Here is a 14522-nt window from a genome sequence, read left to right as displayed (position 1 = left end):
GGGTGAGTGCAAACCAAAATTATGCCAAAAAGTTATGCCGTCATGCATCGTTTTGGTGAGAGGTGCCCGTGCTTGGTGCTTGAATGCCGTTTTTCGGTGCATCTTCAGAGGGGTGTTGACGGCATTTGGTGCATGGCCTGGGCCTGCATGCCGGAGTGAGCGGGGCAGGCGGCAGCCTGGATCAGCCTTATCCGGTGGCGTGCATGGCCATGGCGAATGGGAATGGCTGGCGCGATGCCAGCTGACATGAAGAGTGGCCAGGAAGGCCTTGCAGCCGGGCGGGGCTTGGCCCGCCGGAGCTTCAGCCGGCAGCTCCTTCAGCTGCGCTGCAGCTGGGGATGGCGCGCGAACAGGTCGGCCGCCCAGTCCACGAAGGCCCGCACCTTGGCGCTGAGGTGGCGGTTGGGCGGATAGACCACGTGAATGGGCAGCGGCGGCTGGGTCCACCCCGGCAGCACCTCGACCAGCTCGCCGCTGTCGATCAGCGGCTGGGCAAAGGCGGTGACCAGTTGCGCGACGCCAAAGCCCGCCAGCACGGCGGCCGTGTAGGCATTGCTGTCGTTGGCCGCGATGCGGTAGTTGCCCGCCACCTCGATGGACTCATCGCCCTGGTGGAATTCCAGTGGGTACATGCGCCGCGTATGGCCCGAGAAGAAGGCGACGATCTGGTGCTTCGTCTCGAGTTCGCCGGGATGCTGGGGCACGCCATGGCGCGCCAGGTAGGCGGGCGAGGCCACGGTGACCCAGTTCATCGAGCCGATGCGCCGCGCCACCAGGGACTGGTCGCTGAGCTCGCCCCCGCGGATCACGCAGTCCACGTTGTCGCTGATCAGGTCCACCAGGCGGTCGCCCACGCCCAGGTCGATCTGTATGTCGGGGTAGCGTTCGCAGAATTCGGTCAGCGCCGGAATGATGATCAGCCGGGCCATGGAGCTGCCCACGTCCAGCCGCAGCCGCCCGCTGGGCGCGGTCTGGGTGTTGACCATGCTGGCTTCGAGATCGTCGAAGTCGTTGAGCAGGCGCGCCGCGCGTTCGTAGTAGGCCGCGCCATCGGGCGTGACGGTGACGCGCCGCGTCGTGCGGTTGAGCAGCTTGACGCGCACGCGCGCCTCCAGCGCCTGTATCTGTTTGGTGACCGTGCCCTTGGGCAGGTCCAGCGAATCGGCGGCGCGGGTGAAGTTGCCGGCTTCCACCACGCGAACGAAGACACGCATGGCCTGGATCTGGTCCATGGAAAGTTGCTCCTGCAGCGCCCGGCAAGGGAATGCCGGCTCGGCGGAATTCTCACATGCGCGGTATCGGGCGATTGTTCGTGAAACGGAAACAGAGCGATGGCTGCGTTGCTATTTCAGACATGGCCGGCGCCGCCTATATTCCAACCATCGACCATTGCCGCAGGTTCGCGCCATGTCCACTTCCCCGTCGCTTCCGAATGGCCCCGCCGCCGGGGCGCAGATTGCCGAAACAGAATTCACCATCGAGCTGCCCGAACACGGCGCCGTGGCTGCGCGCGCCTATGGCCAGCGCAGGCCCGGCACGGTCTCGCCGCTGGTGCTGCATTTCCATGGCGGCACCTTTGTCTGCGGCACGCTGGACAACGGGCGCTACATCGGCAGGCTGCTGGCCGAGGCGGGCGCCGTCGTGGTGTCGCTGGCCTACCCGCTGGCGCCCGAGCATCCGTTTCCCCAGCCCATCGAGGTGGGCTACGCCGTGCTGCAGTGGCTGTACAAGCACCGCGTGAAGATGGCGGGCAAGGGCGCGCCGCTGTTCCTCGCCGGCGAGGAGGCGGGCGGCAACCTGGCCGCTGCCGTGGCCGTGATCTCGCGCGACCGGGGCCATCCGCCGCTGGCGGGCCAGATCCTGGTGTCGCCCATGCTCGATCCCTGCACGGGCACCGCCTCGCAGCGCGAGGCCACGCCCGAGGCCGGCGAATGCCGCTGGGCCACGGGCTGGCGCGAGTACCTGAGCTGCCCCAAGGACGCCATGCATCCCTATGCCGTGCCCGGCAGCTCGCTGCGCCTGGCCCAGCTGCCGCCGGCCCTGGTGCTGGTGGGTGGCGACGACCCGCTGCGCGACGAGGCCCAGGCCTATGCGGCCCGCCTGCGCGCGGCCGGGGTGACGGCCAGCAGCCATGTGCTGCCCAGCGCGTCGAACTGGCCGCAGGCCCTGTCCGATGCCCAGGCCTGTACGGCCTGCAGCGCCGCCGTGTCCCAGCATGTGCATGACTTCTTCGAGGCCACCATGACCAAGCCCGCAGCACCGGGCTAGGCCCCGCGCCGCTGCAGCCGGCGAACCTTGCTGCCCCGTTTTCCATTCCGATTCCGCCTTCCCGGCGCGTTCAGGCGCCGGGCGGGCATCGTGTTCCCTGAATTACGCAAAAAAACACCATGTCCACCCAATCCACCTCATCCACCTCACCCTCTTCTTCCGCCTCGGCCCAGCGCAAGGGCTGGAAGCTGCCTGCCGCCGCTGCGGCCATCCTTGCCGTCAGCGCCGGCCTGTTCGGCCTGCATGGCTTCGATGCCAAGGCCGATGACGCGCCCGCCAGCGCCCAGCCCGCCGCCACGCCCGTGTCGGTGGCCACGGTCGCTGAAAGCGAGGTCACCGCCTGGGACGAGTTCTCGGGCCGCCTCGAAGCCGTGGAGCGCGTGGACATACGCTCGCGCGTGGCTGGCGCCGTGCAGGCCGTGCACTTTCGCGAAGGCGCGCTGGTCAAACAGGGCGACCTGCTGATCACCATCGACCCCGCACCGTATGCGGCCGAGGTCGAGCGTGCCGAAGCCCAGGTGGCCTCGGCCCAGGCGCGCCAGTCCTATGCGCGCAGCGAGCAGGAGCGCGCACGCCGCCTGTGGGACGAGCGGGCGATTGCCCAGCGCGAGCTGGACGAGCGCATCAATGCGGGCAGCGAGGCCGAGGCCAATCTGCGCGCGGCCCAGGCGTCCCTGCAATCGGCGCGGCTGAACCTGGGCTACACCCAGGTGCGTGCCCCCGTGTCGGGCCGCATCGGCAAGCGCGAGATCACCGTGGGCAACCTGGTGGCCGCAGGCCCGGGCGCGCCGGTGCTGACCACGCTGGTCTCGGTCAGCCCCATCTATGCCAGCTTCGATGCCGATGAGCAGGTCATCACGCGCGCGCTCAAGGAGCTGGGCGGCGGCGCGGGCAACCGCGCCAGGATCGACAGCATTCCCGTGCAGATGGGCACGGCCACGGCCGGCAGCACGCCCTTCGAGGGCCGGCTGCAGCTGATCGACAACCAGGTCGATGCCCGAAGCGGCACGGTGCGCGTGCGCGCCGCCTTCGACAACAAGGACGGCGCCCTCATGCCCGGCCAGTTCGCCCGCATCCGCATGGGCCAGGCGCGCGACAGCAGCATGCTGCTGGTCAGCGAGCGCGCCATCGGCACGGACCAGAGCAAGAAGTACGTGATGGTGGTGGGCGGCGACAACAAGGCCGTGTACCGCGAGGTGGCCCTGGGCGCCTCGGTCAACGGCCTGCGCAACGTGACCCAGGGCCTGCAGCCCGGCGAGCGCGTGGTCGTCAACGGACTGCAGCACATCCGCCCCGGCGCCCTGGTCGCGCCCAAGGAGGTGTCCATGGATGCGCGAGCCGATGCCCGCCAGCCGGGCACCCGGCAGGTGGCCGAACAAGTGGCTGACGCAACCAAGTCCTGATCTAGCCGCACACCTTTCCTGCCTCTGAAATGCCGCCTGACCGCAGGCGGCATGGGCCGCGCTTTGCCGTGGCGGAGCCAAACACCATGAACCTATCCAAATTCTTCATTGACCGGCCGATCTTCGCAGGCGTGCTTTCGCTGCTGATGCTGATCGCCGGCCTGATCGCCATGGGCGGGCTGCCGATCTCGGAATACCCCGAGGTCGCGCCGCCGTCCGTGGTGGTGCGCGCCCAGTACCCGGGCGCCAATCCCAAGGTGATCGCCGAGACCGTGGCCACGCCGCTGGAAGAGCAGATCAACGGCGTCGAAGGCATGCTCTACATGGGCAGCCAGGCCACCAGCGACGGCGTGATGACGCTGACCGTCACCTTCCGCCTGGGCACCGACCCCGACAAGGCGCAGCAGATGGTGCAAAACCGCGTCTCGCAGGCCGAGCCGCGCCTGCCCGAGGAAGTGCGCCGCCTGGGCATCACCACGGTCAAGAGCGCACCCGACCTGACCATGGTGGTCCACCTGGTCTCGCCCAACCAGCGCTATGACATCAACTACCTGCGCAACTACGCGGTGCTGAACGTCAAGGACCCGCTGGCGCGCATCGAGGGCGTGGGCCAGATCCAGATCTTCGGCGGCGGCGACTACGCCATGCGCGTGTGGCTGGACCCGCAGAAGGTGGCGCAGCGCGGCCTGTCGGCCAGCGATGTGGTGGCCGCCATCCGCGGCCAGAACGTGCAGGCCGCAGCCGGCGTGGTCGGCGCCTCGCCGGGGCTGCCGGGCGTGGACATGCAGTTGTCCATCAACGCCCAGGGCCGCCTGCAGAGCGAGGAGGACTTCGGCGACATCATCGTCAAGAGCGGAAGCGATGGCGCCGTGACCCGCCTGCGCGACATCGGCCGCCTGGAGATGGGCGCGGCCGACTATTCGCTGCGCTCGCTGCTGAACAACGACCCGGCCGTGGGCATGGGCGTGTTCCAGGCGCCGGGCTCCAATGCGCTGGAAATCTCGGCCAATGTGCGCAAGACCATGGAGGCCCTGAACAAGAACATGCCCGAGGGCCTGGAGTACCGCATCGCCTACGACCCCACGCAGTTCGTGCGCGCCTCCATCGAATCGGTGGTGCACACGCTGCTGGAGGCCATCGTGCTCGTGGTGCTGGTGGTGATCCTGTTCCTGCAGACCTGGCGCGCCTCCATCATCCCGCTGCTGGCCGTGCCGGTGTCGGTGATCGGCACCTTTGCCGTGCTGCATCTGCTGGGCTTTTCCATCAACGCGCTGAGCCTGTTCGGCCTGGTGCTGGCCATCGGCATCGTGGTGGATGACGCCATCGTCGTGGTCGAGAACGTGGAGCGCAACATCGAGGCCGGTCTCACGCCGCGCAACGCCACCTACCGCGCCATGCGCGAAGTGTCCGGGCCCATCATCGCCATCGCCCTGGTGCTGGTGGCGGTGTTCGTGCCGCTGGCCTTCATCAGCGGCCTCACGGGCCAGTTCTACAAGCAGTTCGCGGTGACCATCGCCATCTCCACGGTGATCTCGGCCATCAACTCGCTGACCCTGTCGCCCGCGCTGGCAGCCCTGCTGCTGCGCGGCCACGATGCACCCAAGGACGCGCTGACGCGCGGCATGGACCGTGCCTTCGGCTGGCTGTTCCGCGGCTTCAACCGCATGTTCCACCGGGGCTCCGAGGCCTACAGCGGCGGCGTGGGCCGCGTGATCTCGCGCAAGGCGCTGATGCTGGCCATCTACCTGGCGCTGATCGCCGTGACCTTCGGCCTGTTCAAGGCCGTGCCTTCGGGCTTCGTGCCCGCGCAGGACAAGCAGTACCTGATCGGCTTTGCCCAGTTGCCCGACGGCGCCACGCTGGACCGCACGGACGAGGTGATCCGCCGCATGGGCGAGATCATGAAGGACAACCCCAACGTGGAGGACACCATCGCCTTCCCGGGCCTGTCCATCAACGGCTTCACCAACAGCTCCAACTCGGGCATCGTCTTCGCCACGCTCAAGCCCTTCGACGAGCGCAAGCGCGCCGACCAGAGCGGCGGCGCCGTGGCCGGGCAGCTCAACCAGGCCTTCGCAGGCATCCAGGACGCCTTCATCGTCATGTTCCCGCCGCCACCCGTGGCGGGCCTGGGCACGACGGGCGGCTTCAAGCTGCAGCTGGAAGACCGCGCATCCCTGGGCTATGACCAGATGGATGCGGCCGTGAAGGCCTTCATGGCCAAGGCCTACCAGACGCCCGAGCTGACCGGCATGTTCACCAGCTGGCAGGTCAACGTGCCCCAGCTGTATGCCGACATCGACCGCACCAAGGCGCGCCAGCTCGGCGTGCCCGTGACGGATATCTTCGACACCATGCAGATCTACCTGGGCAGCCTGTATGCGAACGACTTCAACAAGTTCGGCCGCACCTACAGCGTGCGCGTGCAGGCCGATGCGCCCTACCGTGCGCGTGCCGAGGACGTGGGCATGCTCAAGGTGCGCTCCAGCTCGGGAGAGATGATTCCGCTGTCGGCGCTGATGAAGGTGGACTCCAGCTTCGGCCCCGAGCGCGCCATGCGCTACAACGGCTACCTCACGGCCGACATCAACGGCGGTGCCGCACCGGGCTTCTCTTCGGGCCAGGCGCAGGACGCCATCAAGCGCATCGCGGCCGAGACCCTGCCCAAGGGCATCGATTTCGAATGGACCGACCTGACCTACCAGGAAATCCTGGCCGGCAATTCGGCGGTGATCGTGTTCCCGCTGGCCCTGCTGCTGGTCTTCCTGGTGCTGGCCGCGCAGTACGAAAGCCTGACCCTGCCCATTGCCATCATCCTGATCGTTCCCATGGGCCTGCTGGCGGCCATGACCGGCGTGTGGCTGTCGGGCGGGGACAGCAATGTCTTCACGCAGATCGGGCTCATCGTGCTGGTGGGGTTGAGTGCGAAGAACGCCATCCTGATCGTGGAGTTCGCGCGGGAGCTGGAGTTCGAGGGCCGCACGCCCATACAGGCCGCCATCGAGGCCAGCCGGCTGCGCCTGCGCCCCATCCTGATGACCTCGCTGGCCTTCGTCATGGGCGTGCTGCCCCTGGTGCTGTCCACGGGCGCGGGCTCGGAAATGCGCCGTGCCATGGGCGTGGCCGTGTTCTCGGGAATGATCGGGGTGACGGCCTTCGGCCTGTTCCTGACACCCGTGTTCTACGTGCTGATGCGCCGCCTGGCAGGCAACAGGCCGCTCAAGCAGCATGGGCCCGAGATGGAGGAAGAGGCCCCTGCACATGCACCCGCCCACGGCCATGCCTCGGGTGGCGGCGCGCTGCCCATGCCCTCTGCTGCGCGTGGCGAGCATGAATGAGCCCACACCACAAGAACAGGAACCGATCATGAAGATCCCATCGCTTTCGAAACTGTCCAGGCGTCTGCTGCCCCTGGTGGCGGCGCTGGCCCTGGCCGGCTGCGCCAGCGTGTCCCAGAGCCTGCCAGAGCTGCCGGCCGCCCCTGCCTTCAAGGAGCAGGGCGCCGCGCCGCAGGCGGGCTGGACCCAGGCCCTGCCCGCCGAAGCCCAGGCACGCGGCCAATGGTGGCTGGCCTTTGCCGATCCGGCGCTGAACGCGCTGGTGGACAAGGCCACGCTGGACAACCAGGGCATCCAGGCCGCGGCCGCACGCCTGGCCGAGGCCCGCGCCCTGGCGCGCAGCGCCAATGCCGAGCGCATGCCCCAACTGGGCCTGGGCGCAGGGGCCACGCGCGGCGCGGGGCTGGACAAGGCCTCGGGCACGCGGCCTGCCACCCTGGTCAATGCGGGGCTGAACCTGTCGTATGAGGTCGATCTGTTCGGCCGCATTTCCCAGGCGGCCGACGCATCGCGGCTGGATGCCGAGGGCCGGGAGGCCCTGCTGCAAAGCACCCGGCTGGCCGTGCAGGCCGAGGTCGCACAGACCTATCTGCAGCTGCGCGCACTGGACGCCGAGCGCGCCCTGATGCGCGAGACCGTGGAGGCCTACCGCGACACGCTGCGCCTGTCGGAGCGAAGGCTGCAGGCCGGCGACATTGCCGAGCTGGACGTGGCCCGCATCCAGGCCGAGCTGTCGGCCACCGAATCGGACGCGCTGGCACTGGACCGCCAGCGCGCCCAGGTCGAGCATGCGCTGGCCGTGCTGGTGGGCGACTCGGCCTCGCGCTTCGGCCTGGGCGAAGGCGCCTGGACCACGGCGCTGCCTTCTATTCCAGCCGGCGTGCCGGCCACGGTGCTCATGCGCAGGCCCGACATCTCGGCCGCGCAGCGCGCCGTGTTCGCGGCCCAGTCGCGCGTGGGCGTGGCCAAGACGGCATGGTTTCCCAGCATCTCGCTGACCGGCGCGGCCGGCCATGCCTCGCCCGAGGTCGGTGACCTGTTCAAGTGGTCCATGCGCTCCTGGGGCGTGGGCGCCCTGCTGTCGCTGCCGCTGTTCGACGGCGGCCGGCGCGAGGCCGGTGTGCAGGCCGCAGGCGCACAGCTCGATGCCGCGCTGGCCGCCTACCGCCAGCAGGCGCTGGTGGCCTTCCAGGAGGTGGAGGACCAGCTGTCGTCCATCCGCATCCTGCAGGAGCAGTCCACCGTGCAGGGCCAGGCCGTGGTGGCCGCCAAGCGTGCCACCAGCCTGTCGGACACGCGCTACCGCAATGGCTACGTCAGCCAGCTGGACCTGCTGGATGCGCGCCGCAGCGAACTGCGCAACCGCCGCCAGGCGCTGCAGGTGAAATCCGCCCAGTACCAGGCAGCCGTGGGCCTGATCCGCGCGCTGGGCGGGGGCTGGGATGTACCGGCTGACGTGCCGGTGGCCCAGGCCACGTTGCGCTGAGGCACTCTCAGGCCAGCACGTCGATGGAGCGGAACACGCGCTGCAGCACCGGGTCCGGGCTGTGGCGGCAGGCGTGGACCTGCTCCATGAGGTGGTGCACGAAGCGCTCGGCCACCCAGGGCAGGGGGCCGTGGCCGCGCTGGACCACGCCCACCGTGTGGGGCTCGAACTGCTCGCGCAGGGACAGCGGCACCAGGGTGCCCCGGGGCACGCCCGACTCGATCTGCGGCCAGGGGCACAACGAGAGCATGTCGCTGTGCGCGATCAGGTGCAGCAGCAGCGATGCCGAATGCACCAGGTGGATGTGGCCCACGGGCACGGGCAGGCCGTGGCGCAGGAACAGGCGCCGCACCAGGTCGTCCTCTTCGGGCGGGGTGTAGTTGAGCAGCCAGTCGCAGTCCATCAGCTCGGCCAGCGAACGGGCGCCTGCCAGCGGGTGGCCGGTGCGGAAGGCGCGCAGCACATGGGGCAGCAGGCTCGGCACGAGCAGACCGGCCTGCCCTATGCCAGCCGCCACGCGGGCCGCATGCATGCCTGCGGGCATGACGGCCATACCGCCATCCTGCTGGCCGCCGCGCGCGAACTGGCCCAGGCGCGCGGCTTCGATGGCACGCTGCACCTGATCTTCCAGCCGGCCGAGGAGGGCCTGGGTGGCGGCCGCAAGATGGTGGTGGACGGCCTGTTCGATCTTTTCCCCTGCGATGCCATCTTTGCGCTGCACAACATGCCGGGCTTTGCCGAGGGGCAGTTCGGCTTTCGCGAGGGCTCGTTCATGGCTTCGTCGGACACGGTGATCATCACCGTGCGCGGCAAGGGCGGCCATGGCTCGGCCCCCCATCTGTCGGCCAACCCGGTGGTGGCGGCGGCCCACCTGGTGCTGGCGCTGCAGACCGTGGTCTCGCGCAATGTCGATCCGCGTGACATGGCCGTGGTCAGCGTGGGTGCCATCCATGGCGGCGATGCACCGAATGTCATCCCCGGCGAGGTGGAGCTGCGCCTGTCCGTGCGCGCCTACCGGCCCGAGGTGCGTGCCCTGCTGCGCGAACGCAACTGGTCGGCTGGTTCGCGCTGATGGCGCCGCGTGGACTGGCTGCGCCCACCGCAGGACGTATTTCCGCCGCATTGCAGCAGGCGCTGGCCGAGTCCGCCGTGCGCAAGCGCCTGGCAGATGCGGGCATGGTGCCGGCCACGGGCCGCGAGGACTTGGCACGCCTGATCACCGAGGAAGACCGCAAGTACGAGCCACTGGCGGCGTTCAGCCGGATGCGCGACTGACGCGGGGCGGGGGCTTTCAGCGGCCGCGCAGGAACAGCGCGTCCAGCTCCTTCATGCTCATCTGCCGCCAGGTGGGGCGGCCGTGGTTGCATTGGTCGGAGCGCTCGGTGACTTCCATCTGGCGCAGCAGGGCGTTCATCTCGTCCAGCGTCAGGCGGCGGTTGGCGCGCACGGCGCCGTGGCAGGCCATGGTGGCCAGGATCTCATTGCGCGCGCGCTGCACCACGGTGCTGGCGTCGTGCTGGGCCAGCTCGGCCAGCACGCTGCGCGCCAGCTCCACGGCATCGCCCTGGGCCAGGGTGGCGGGCACGGCACGCACGGCCAGCGTCTTGGGCGAGAAGGGGGAAACCTCCATGCCCAGGGCCTGCAGCGTGTCGCCATGGGCCTCGGCCGTGGCCACTTCCTCGGCCGTGGCGGCGAAGGTGGCGGGAATCAGCAGCGGCTGGCTGGGGATTTGCTCTGCCGCGTTGACGGCATTCTTGAGTTGCTCGTAGACGATGCGCTCGTGCGCCGCATGCATGTCCACCACGACCATGCCCTGGGCGTTCTCGGCCAGGATGTACACGCCATGGATCTGGGCGACCGCGCGGCCCAGGGGCCAGACGGGCTCGTCGGACGCTGCCTGGGCCGCTGCGGGCGATGTTTGGGGCGCAGAGAAATCCGCTGGAGAGGGCTCGGCAACGGAAACAGGCGGGGACTGGACGGCCGGCGCGTAAGCCGGCGGCGCGTAGCTGACGGGGGGCAGGGCCGCAGTGGGCACGGCTGGCTGCTCGACGGCCAAGGCCGGGGCCGGACCTGCAGCCGTTGCGGCAGCGGTCTCGCGCATGGGGGCCCACAGGCCCGCCATATTGCTGACCTTGTGGCCGCCCTGCTCATCGCCAAAGCTCATGCGGGCCTGGGGCCAGGCGGGCATGGATGCCTTGGGCGCCGTGGCCGGCGCTGCCGCAGCTGCGGGCGCAAGCTCGGGCGTGCGCGCGGCCTCTTCGGCAGCCGCAGCGGCTGCTGCGGCGGCACGCGGGGCGGCCAGCGCGTTCTCTATGGCGTGGCGCACGGCCTGGTGCACCTCGCGGCTGTCGCGAAAGCGCACTTCGATCTTGGTGGGGTGTACGTTCACGTCCACGCGCGCGGGGTCGATCTCCACGTAGAGCGCATAGACGGGCTGCTTGTGGCCGTGCAGCACATCCTCGTAGGCGCTGCGCGATGCGTGGGTCAGCACCTTGTCGCGCACGAAGCGGCCATTGACGTAGCAGAACTGGTGGTCGGGTCGGGAGCGCGCCGCATCGGGAATGCCCGCGCGGCCCGTGACGTGGACGGCGCCCGACCAGTGCTCCACCGTCACGGAGTTCTGAACGAAGGCGTCGCCCAGCACATCGCCCAGGCGGCGCGCAAGGGCTTCGTCCGACATGCTGCCGGCGGCACGCCACTGCTCGACCAGCTTGCCTTCGTGCCAGATGGCAAAGCCCACGTCGGGCCTGGCCAGTGCATGGCGACGCACGGACTCGATGCAGTGGGCCAGCTCCGTGGCGTCGCTCTTGAGGAATTTGCGACGGGCCGGCGTGGAGAAGAACAGCTCCTTGACCTCGACCGTCGTGCCCTGGTTGCGGGCGGCGGGGCGCAGCTCGCCGCTGCGCGCATCGAGCAGGTAGGCCGAGTCCTGGCCCGCAGGGCGCGAGAGGATGGATGCCTCCGACACCGAGCAGATGGCCGCCAGCGCCTCGCCGCGAAAGCCCATGGTGGCCACGGTCTCCAGGTCGTGCAGGTCGGTGATCTTGCTGGTGGCATGGCGGCGCAATGCCACGGGCAGCTCGTCGCGCGGGATGCCGCCGCCGTCGTCCTCCACCGAGATCAGCCGCACGCCGCCGGCCAGCAGCCGCACGTTGATCTGGCGGGCGCCCGCATCCAGGGCGTTGTCCACGAGTTCGCGCACCACCGAGGCAGGGCGCTCGACGACTTCGCCTGCCGCGATCTGGCTGATCAGCTCGTCGGGCAGGTCGCGGATGGGGCGGCGGGGGAGGGTGTCGGAAGAGTGGATGGATGCGTTCACGCGGCAATTCTAGGTGCTGGCATCCACCGCTTCGTGGCTGTGGGAATGGGGTGTGCGATGCCGGCCCCCGCAAAAAAAAGGAGCCGCGAAAGCGGCTCCAAGAGGCGTCCCCGGCAACAAAGGCCGGAGCCGGGGGCACTTCTTGAATGAGGGTGGCTGCAGGGTCAGCGGCGGCGGCCTGCGCGGTCGCTGTTGCTGCCCATCTGGTTGCCGACCAGCGCACCGGCCGCGGCGCCGCCCACGGTGCCCAGCGTGGTGCCGAACAGCGCGCTGCCCAGCACGCCACCGGCCACGGCGCCCACGCCCGTGCCCAGTTGCGCATTGTTGGGGCGGTGGGCGCAGCCGCCCATCGCGAGCGCGCCGGTCAGCAGGACGGCGATGGCCAGGGTGCGGCCCATCGTGGAGCCGGGCTGGCGTTCGGACTTGTGCGCGAAAGTGCGAAGGGTCTTGTTCATGGCTTGCTTCCTTGTGTCTTGGCGATGGTGGTGAGGCCGGGCCGGCATTGCCGACGGCATGGAAGCACTTTGCCTGCAAAAAGCTGACGCACTCATGAGTTTTTCGTAGAGTTTTATCAAGTTGTGTAACAAAACAAGCTTGATTTCAAGCATTTGTAGATTCCTGCAAGCGCCGGTGTGTGCGATGGCGCGACCGGCTCCGGCTCGGCCGTGGGGGCATGTCGGCGAAGTACAGTACGGGCCGGTGCGGCGCCCGCCGCGGAGGACTCTCTTTTGGAAATCATTCAGTTCCTGATCGACTTCATCCTGCACATCGACAAGCATCTGGAGGCCTTTGTCGTGGCCTATGGACCCTGGGTGTATGCGCTGCTGTTTCTCATCGTCTTCGTGGAGACGGGCGTGGTGGTCATGCCCTTTCTGCCCGGCGACTCGCTGCTGTTCATCGTCGGCGCGCTGTGCGGCGTGGGCCTCATGGACTATTCGATCGCCTGCACCGTGCTGCTGGTGGCGGCCGTGCTGGGCGACCAGTGCAACTACACCATCGGCCGCTACATAGGGCCCAAGGTGTTCCAGTGGGAGGACTCGCGCTGGTTCAACCGCCGCGCCTTCGACCAGGCCCATGCGTTCTACGAGCGCTATGGCGGCATCACCATCGTGCTGGCCCGCTTCATGCCGTTCATCCGCACCTTTGCGCCCTTCGTGGCCGGGGTGGCTGCGATGAACCGAGGCAAGTTCACTGCCTTCAATGTGGGCGGGGCGATTGTCTGGGTGTTCGGCATCAGCGCAGCCGGCTATTTCTTCGGCAACCTGCCCTGGGTGCGCGAGAACCTGGAGAAGATCATCTGGGGCCTGATCCTGGTGCCTGGCCTGATCGCCATCTTTGGTGCCTGGCGCGCGGGGCGCGCGCCCAAGACGGCTGCCTGAGCTGCCAGCGCACAGAAAAACCCCCTTGCACCTTCATGGCGCAAGGGGTTTTTTCATGGGAGTGGGGGCAAAGTGGATCAGCGGCGATCGTTGCGCTTGCCCACCTCGTTACCGATCAGTGCACCGGCGGCTGCACCGCCCACGGTGCCCAGCGTGCTGCCGAACAGGGCATCCCCGACGACACCACCGGCCACGGCGCCCACGCCGGTACCGATCTGTGCACTGCTGGGGTTGGTGGAACAGCCGGCAGAGAACAGGGCAATGGCTGCTGCGGCGGCAATGGAATAGAGGCGTGTCTGGCGTGTCTTCATGTTCATCTCCTGTGATGGCCTGCCTTGTCGCCGTGAGTGGCGTATGGCGCAAGCACTGTGTGGAACATGTTTGCATGCTCTCATTCAGGGCTTGCGGCAGCGGTAGGAGATCTGCCCGAGCTGGCGCCGGGCGGCTCGGACGTGTCCCGTCTTTGCCGTCCGACAGCGGCTGCGGGCGGCATCGCCCGTGCCCTACGCTCGTGCCTTTTGGCTCTGTCAGACGGAGCGGCTGCGTGCCAGCGGCGGGTTGTGCGCGAAGTAGTTGCGGATGCCGCGCATCAGCGCGTCGGCCAGCTGCACCTGGTAGGCGCTGCTGCGCAGCCGGGCCTCTTCCTCGGGGTTGCTGATGAAGGCGGTTTCCACCAGCACGCTGGGAATGTCGGGCGCCTTGAGCACGGCAAACCCGGCCTGCTCCACGCGCGGCTTGTGCAGCTTGGCCATGTTGCCGATCTCGCCGAGCAGGGCGCCGCCGAGCTTGAGGCTGTCCTTGATCTGGGCCGTGGTGCTCATGTCCAGCAGCATGCGCTGCACATGCTGGTCCTGCGAGCCCATGTTCAGGCCACCGACGATGTCGGACTGGTTTTCCTTGTTGGCCAGCCAGCGCGCGGCCGTGCTGGAGGCGCCCTTGTCGCTGAGCGCAAAGACGCTGGCACCACGGGCGGCCGGCGTGGTGAAGGCATCGGCGTGGATGCTGATGAACAGGTCGGCCTGCACGCGCCGGGCCTTTTCCACGCGCGTGGCCAGGGGCACGAAGAAGTCGGCGTCGCGCGTCATGAAGGCGCGCATGGGGCTGCCGCCGATGCGGGTGTCGTTAATGCGGTCGCGCAGCAGGTGGGCGATCTTGAGCACCACGTCCTTTTCGCGCGTGCCGCTGGGGCCGGTGGCGCCGGGGTCCTCGCCGCCGTGGCCGGGGTCCAGCGCCACGATGATGATGCGGTCGGTCTGGCGCGAGGTGGCGATGTTGGGCGCTGCAATGGGGGCAGGGGCCGGAACGGGCGCAGGTGCAGAAGGGCGGGGC

At 68.7% G+C, this 14522-nt stretch carries 12 protein-coding genes and 1 pseudogene; 7 read left to right on the top strand and 6 right to left on the bottom strand.

The window, feature by feature from the left end:
• Nucleotides 1-317: 317 nt before the first annotated feature.
• The gene (locus tag A9976_RS15610) at nt 318-1232 is read right to left on the bottom strand and encodes a LysR family transcriptional regulator (protein ID WP_183019771.1); all 915 of its coding nucleotides are present in this window, start codon (nt 1230-1232) and stop codon (nt 318-320) included.
• A 175-nt stretch (nt 1233-1407) separates the two neighbouring features.
• Here A9976_RS15610 and A9976_RS15605 point away from each other — a divergent pair, with 175 nt between their 5' ends.
• The 4 genes from A9976_RS15605 (at nt 1408) to A9976_RS15590 (ending at nt 8495) form a co-directional block, all read left to right on the top strand.
• Nucleotides 1408-2268 (top strand): alpha/beta hydrolase, encoded by an 861-nt coding sequence (locus A9976_RS15605; RefSeq protein ID WP_183019770.1) that lies wholly within the window; start codon nt 1408-1410, stop codon nt 2266-2268.
• A 119-nt stretch (nt 2269-2387) separates the two neighbouring features.
• On the top strand, nt 2388-3671 hold the full coding sequence (locus tag A9976_RS15600; RefSeq protein ID WP_183019769.1) for an efflux RND transporter periplasmic adaptor subunit: 1284 nt from the start codon (nt 2388-2390) through the stop codon (nt 3669-3671).
• 86 nt (nt 3672-3757) lie between these two features.
• Nucleotides 3758-7009 (top strand): efflux RND transporter permease subunit, encoded by a 3252-nt coding sequence (locus A9976_RS15595; RefSeq protein WP_013801083.1) that lies wholly within the window; start codon nt 3758-3760, stop codon nt 7007-7009.
• 28 nt (nt 7010-7037) lie between these two features.
• Nucleotides 7038-8495: an efflux transporter outer membrane subunit gene (locus A9976_RS15590; protein ID WP_183019768.1), complete on the top strand. Its 1458-nt coding sequence runs from the start codon at nt 7038-7040 to the stop codon at nt 8493-8495.
• A 7-nt stretch (nt 8496-8502) separates the two neighbouring features.
• On the opposite strand, the gene A9976_RS15585 is transcribed toward A9976_RS15590, so the two are convergent.
• Nucleotides 8503-8970, bottom strand: coding sequence for a LysR substrate-binding domain-containing protein (locus A9976_RS15585; RefSeq protein WP_259649237.1), 468 nt, complete (start codon nt 8968-8970; stop codon nt 8503-8505).
• 6 nt (nt 8971-8976) lie between these two features.
• Between A9976_RS15585 and A9976_RS15580 the strand changes: the two are divergent.
• Together A9976_RS15580 and A9976_RS15575 are read left to right on the top strand one after the other, a co-directional pair.
• Nucleotides 8977-9543 (top strand): annotated as a pseudogene (locus A9976_RS15580) (amidohydrolase); the annotation flags it as partial.
• A 23-nt stretch (nt 9544-9566) separates the two neighbouring features.
• Entirely contained in the window at nt 9567-9770 is a 204-nt protein-coding gene (locus A9976_RS15575; protein WP_232245738.1) for a hypothetical protein, read from the top strand.
• 16 nt (nt 9771-9786) lie between these two features.
• Here A9976_RS15575 and mutL read toward each other — a convergent pair whose 3' ends face one another.
• Complete coding sequence (gene mutL / locus A9976_RS15570; RefSeq protein ID WP_183019767.1) at nt 9787-11814, bottom strand: DNA mismatch repair endonuclease MutL; 2028 nt, start codon at nt 11812-11814, stop codon at nt 9787-9789.
• 164 nt (nt 11815-11978) lie between these two features.
• Nucleotides 11979-12269, bottom strand: coding sequence for a glycine zipper 2TM domain-containing protein (locus A9976_RS15565; protein WP_259649221.1), 291 nt, complete (start codon nt 12267-12269; stop codon nt 11979-11981).
• Nucleotides 12270-12542: 273 nt separating this feature from the next.
• Between A9976_RS15565 and A9976_RS15560 the strand changes: the two genes are divergently transcribed.
• On the top strand, nt 12543-13193 hold the full coding sequence (locus A9976_RS15560) for a DedA family protein (protein WP_043782650.1): 651 nt from the start codon (nt 12543-12545) through the stop codon (nt 13191-13193).
• Between the two features lie 77 nt (nt 13194-13270).
• On the opposite strand, the gene A9976_RS15555 is transcribed toward A9976_RS15560, so the two are convergent.
• Nucleotides 13271-13504 (bottom strand): glycine zipper domain-containing protein, encoded by a 234-nt coding sequence (locus A9976_RS15555; RefSeq protein WP_197955471.1) that lies wholly within the window; start codon nt 13502-13504, stop codon nt 13271-13273.
• A gap of 216 nt (nt 13505-13720) precedes the next feature.
• A partial coding sequence (locus A9976_RS15550) for an N-acetylmuramoyl-L-alanine amidase (RefSeq protein WP_183019765.1) occupies nt 13721-14522 on the bottom strand: 802 nt, incomplete at its 5' end.

The organism is Delftia sp. UME58, from assembly GCF_014170385.1.
GTDB lineage: Bacteria > Pseudomonadota > Gammaproteobacteria > Burkholderiales > Burkholderiaceae_C > Comamonas > Comamonas acidovorans.
This window is presented reverse-complemented; position numbering and strand designations above follow the sequence as displayed.

Excerpts from the sequence above, each read along its gene's own strand:
- A9976_RS15605 (WP_183019770.1), top strand. The coding sequence starts at position 1,408 with ATGTCCACTTCCCCGTCGCTTCCGAATGGCCCCGCCGCCGGGGCGCAG.
- A9976_RS15590 (WP_183019768.1), top strand. The coding sequence starts at position 7,038 with ATGAAGATCCCATCGCTTTCGAAACTGTCCAGGCGTCTGCTGCCCCTG.
- A9976_RS15575 (WP_232245738.1), top strand. The coding sequence starts at position 9,567 with ATGGCGCCGCGTGGACTGGCTGCGCCCACCGCAGGACGTATTTCCGCC.
- A9976_RS15600 (WP_183019769.1), top strand. The coding sequence starts at position 2,388 with ATGTCCACCCAATCCACCTCATCCACCTCACCCTCTTCTTCCGCCTCG.
- A9976_RS15565 (WP_259649221.1), bottom strand. The coding sequence starts at position 12,269 with ATGAACAAGACCCTTCGCACTTTCGCGCACAAGTCCGAACGCCAGCCC.
- A9976_RS15555 (WP_197955471.1), bottom strand. The coding sequence starts at position 13,504 with ATGAAGACACGCCAGACACGCCTCTATTCCATTGCCGCCGCAGCAGCC.
- A9976_RS15610 (WP_183019771.1), bottom strand. The coding sequence starts at position 1,232 with ATGGACCAGATCCAGGCCATGCGTGTCTTCGTTCGCGTGGTGGAAGCC.
- A9976_RS15595 (WP_013801083.1), top strand. The coding sequence starts at position 3,758 with ATGAACCTATCCAAATTCTTCATTGACCGGCCGATCTTCGCAGGCGTG.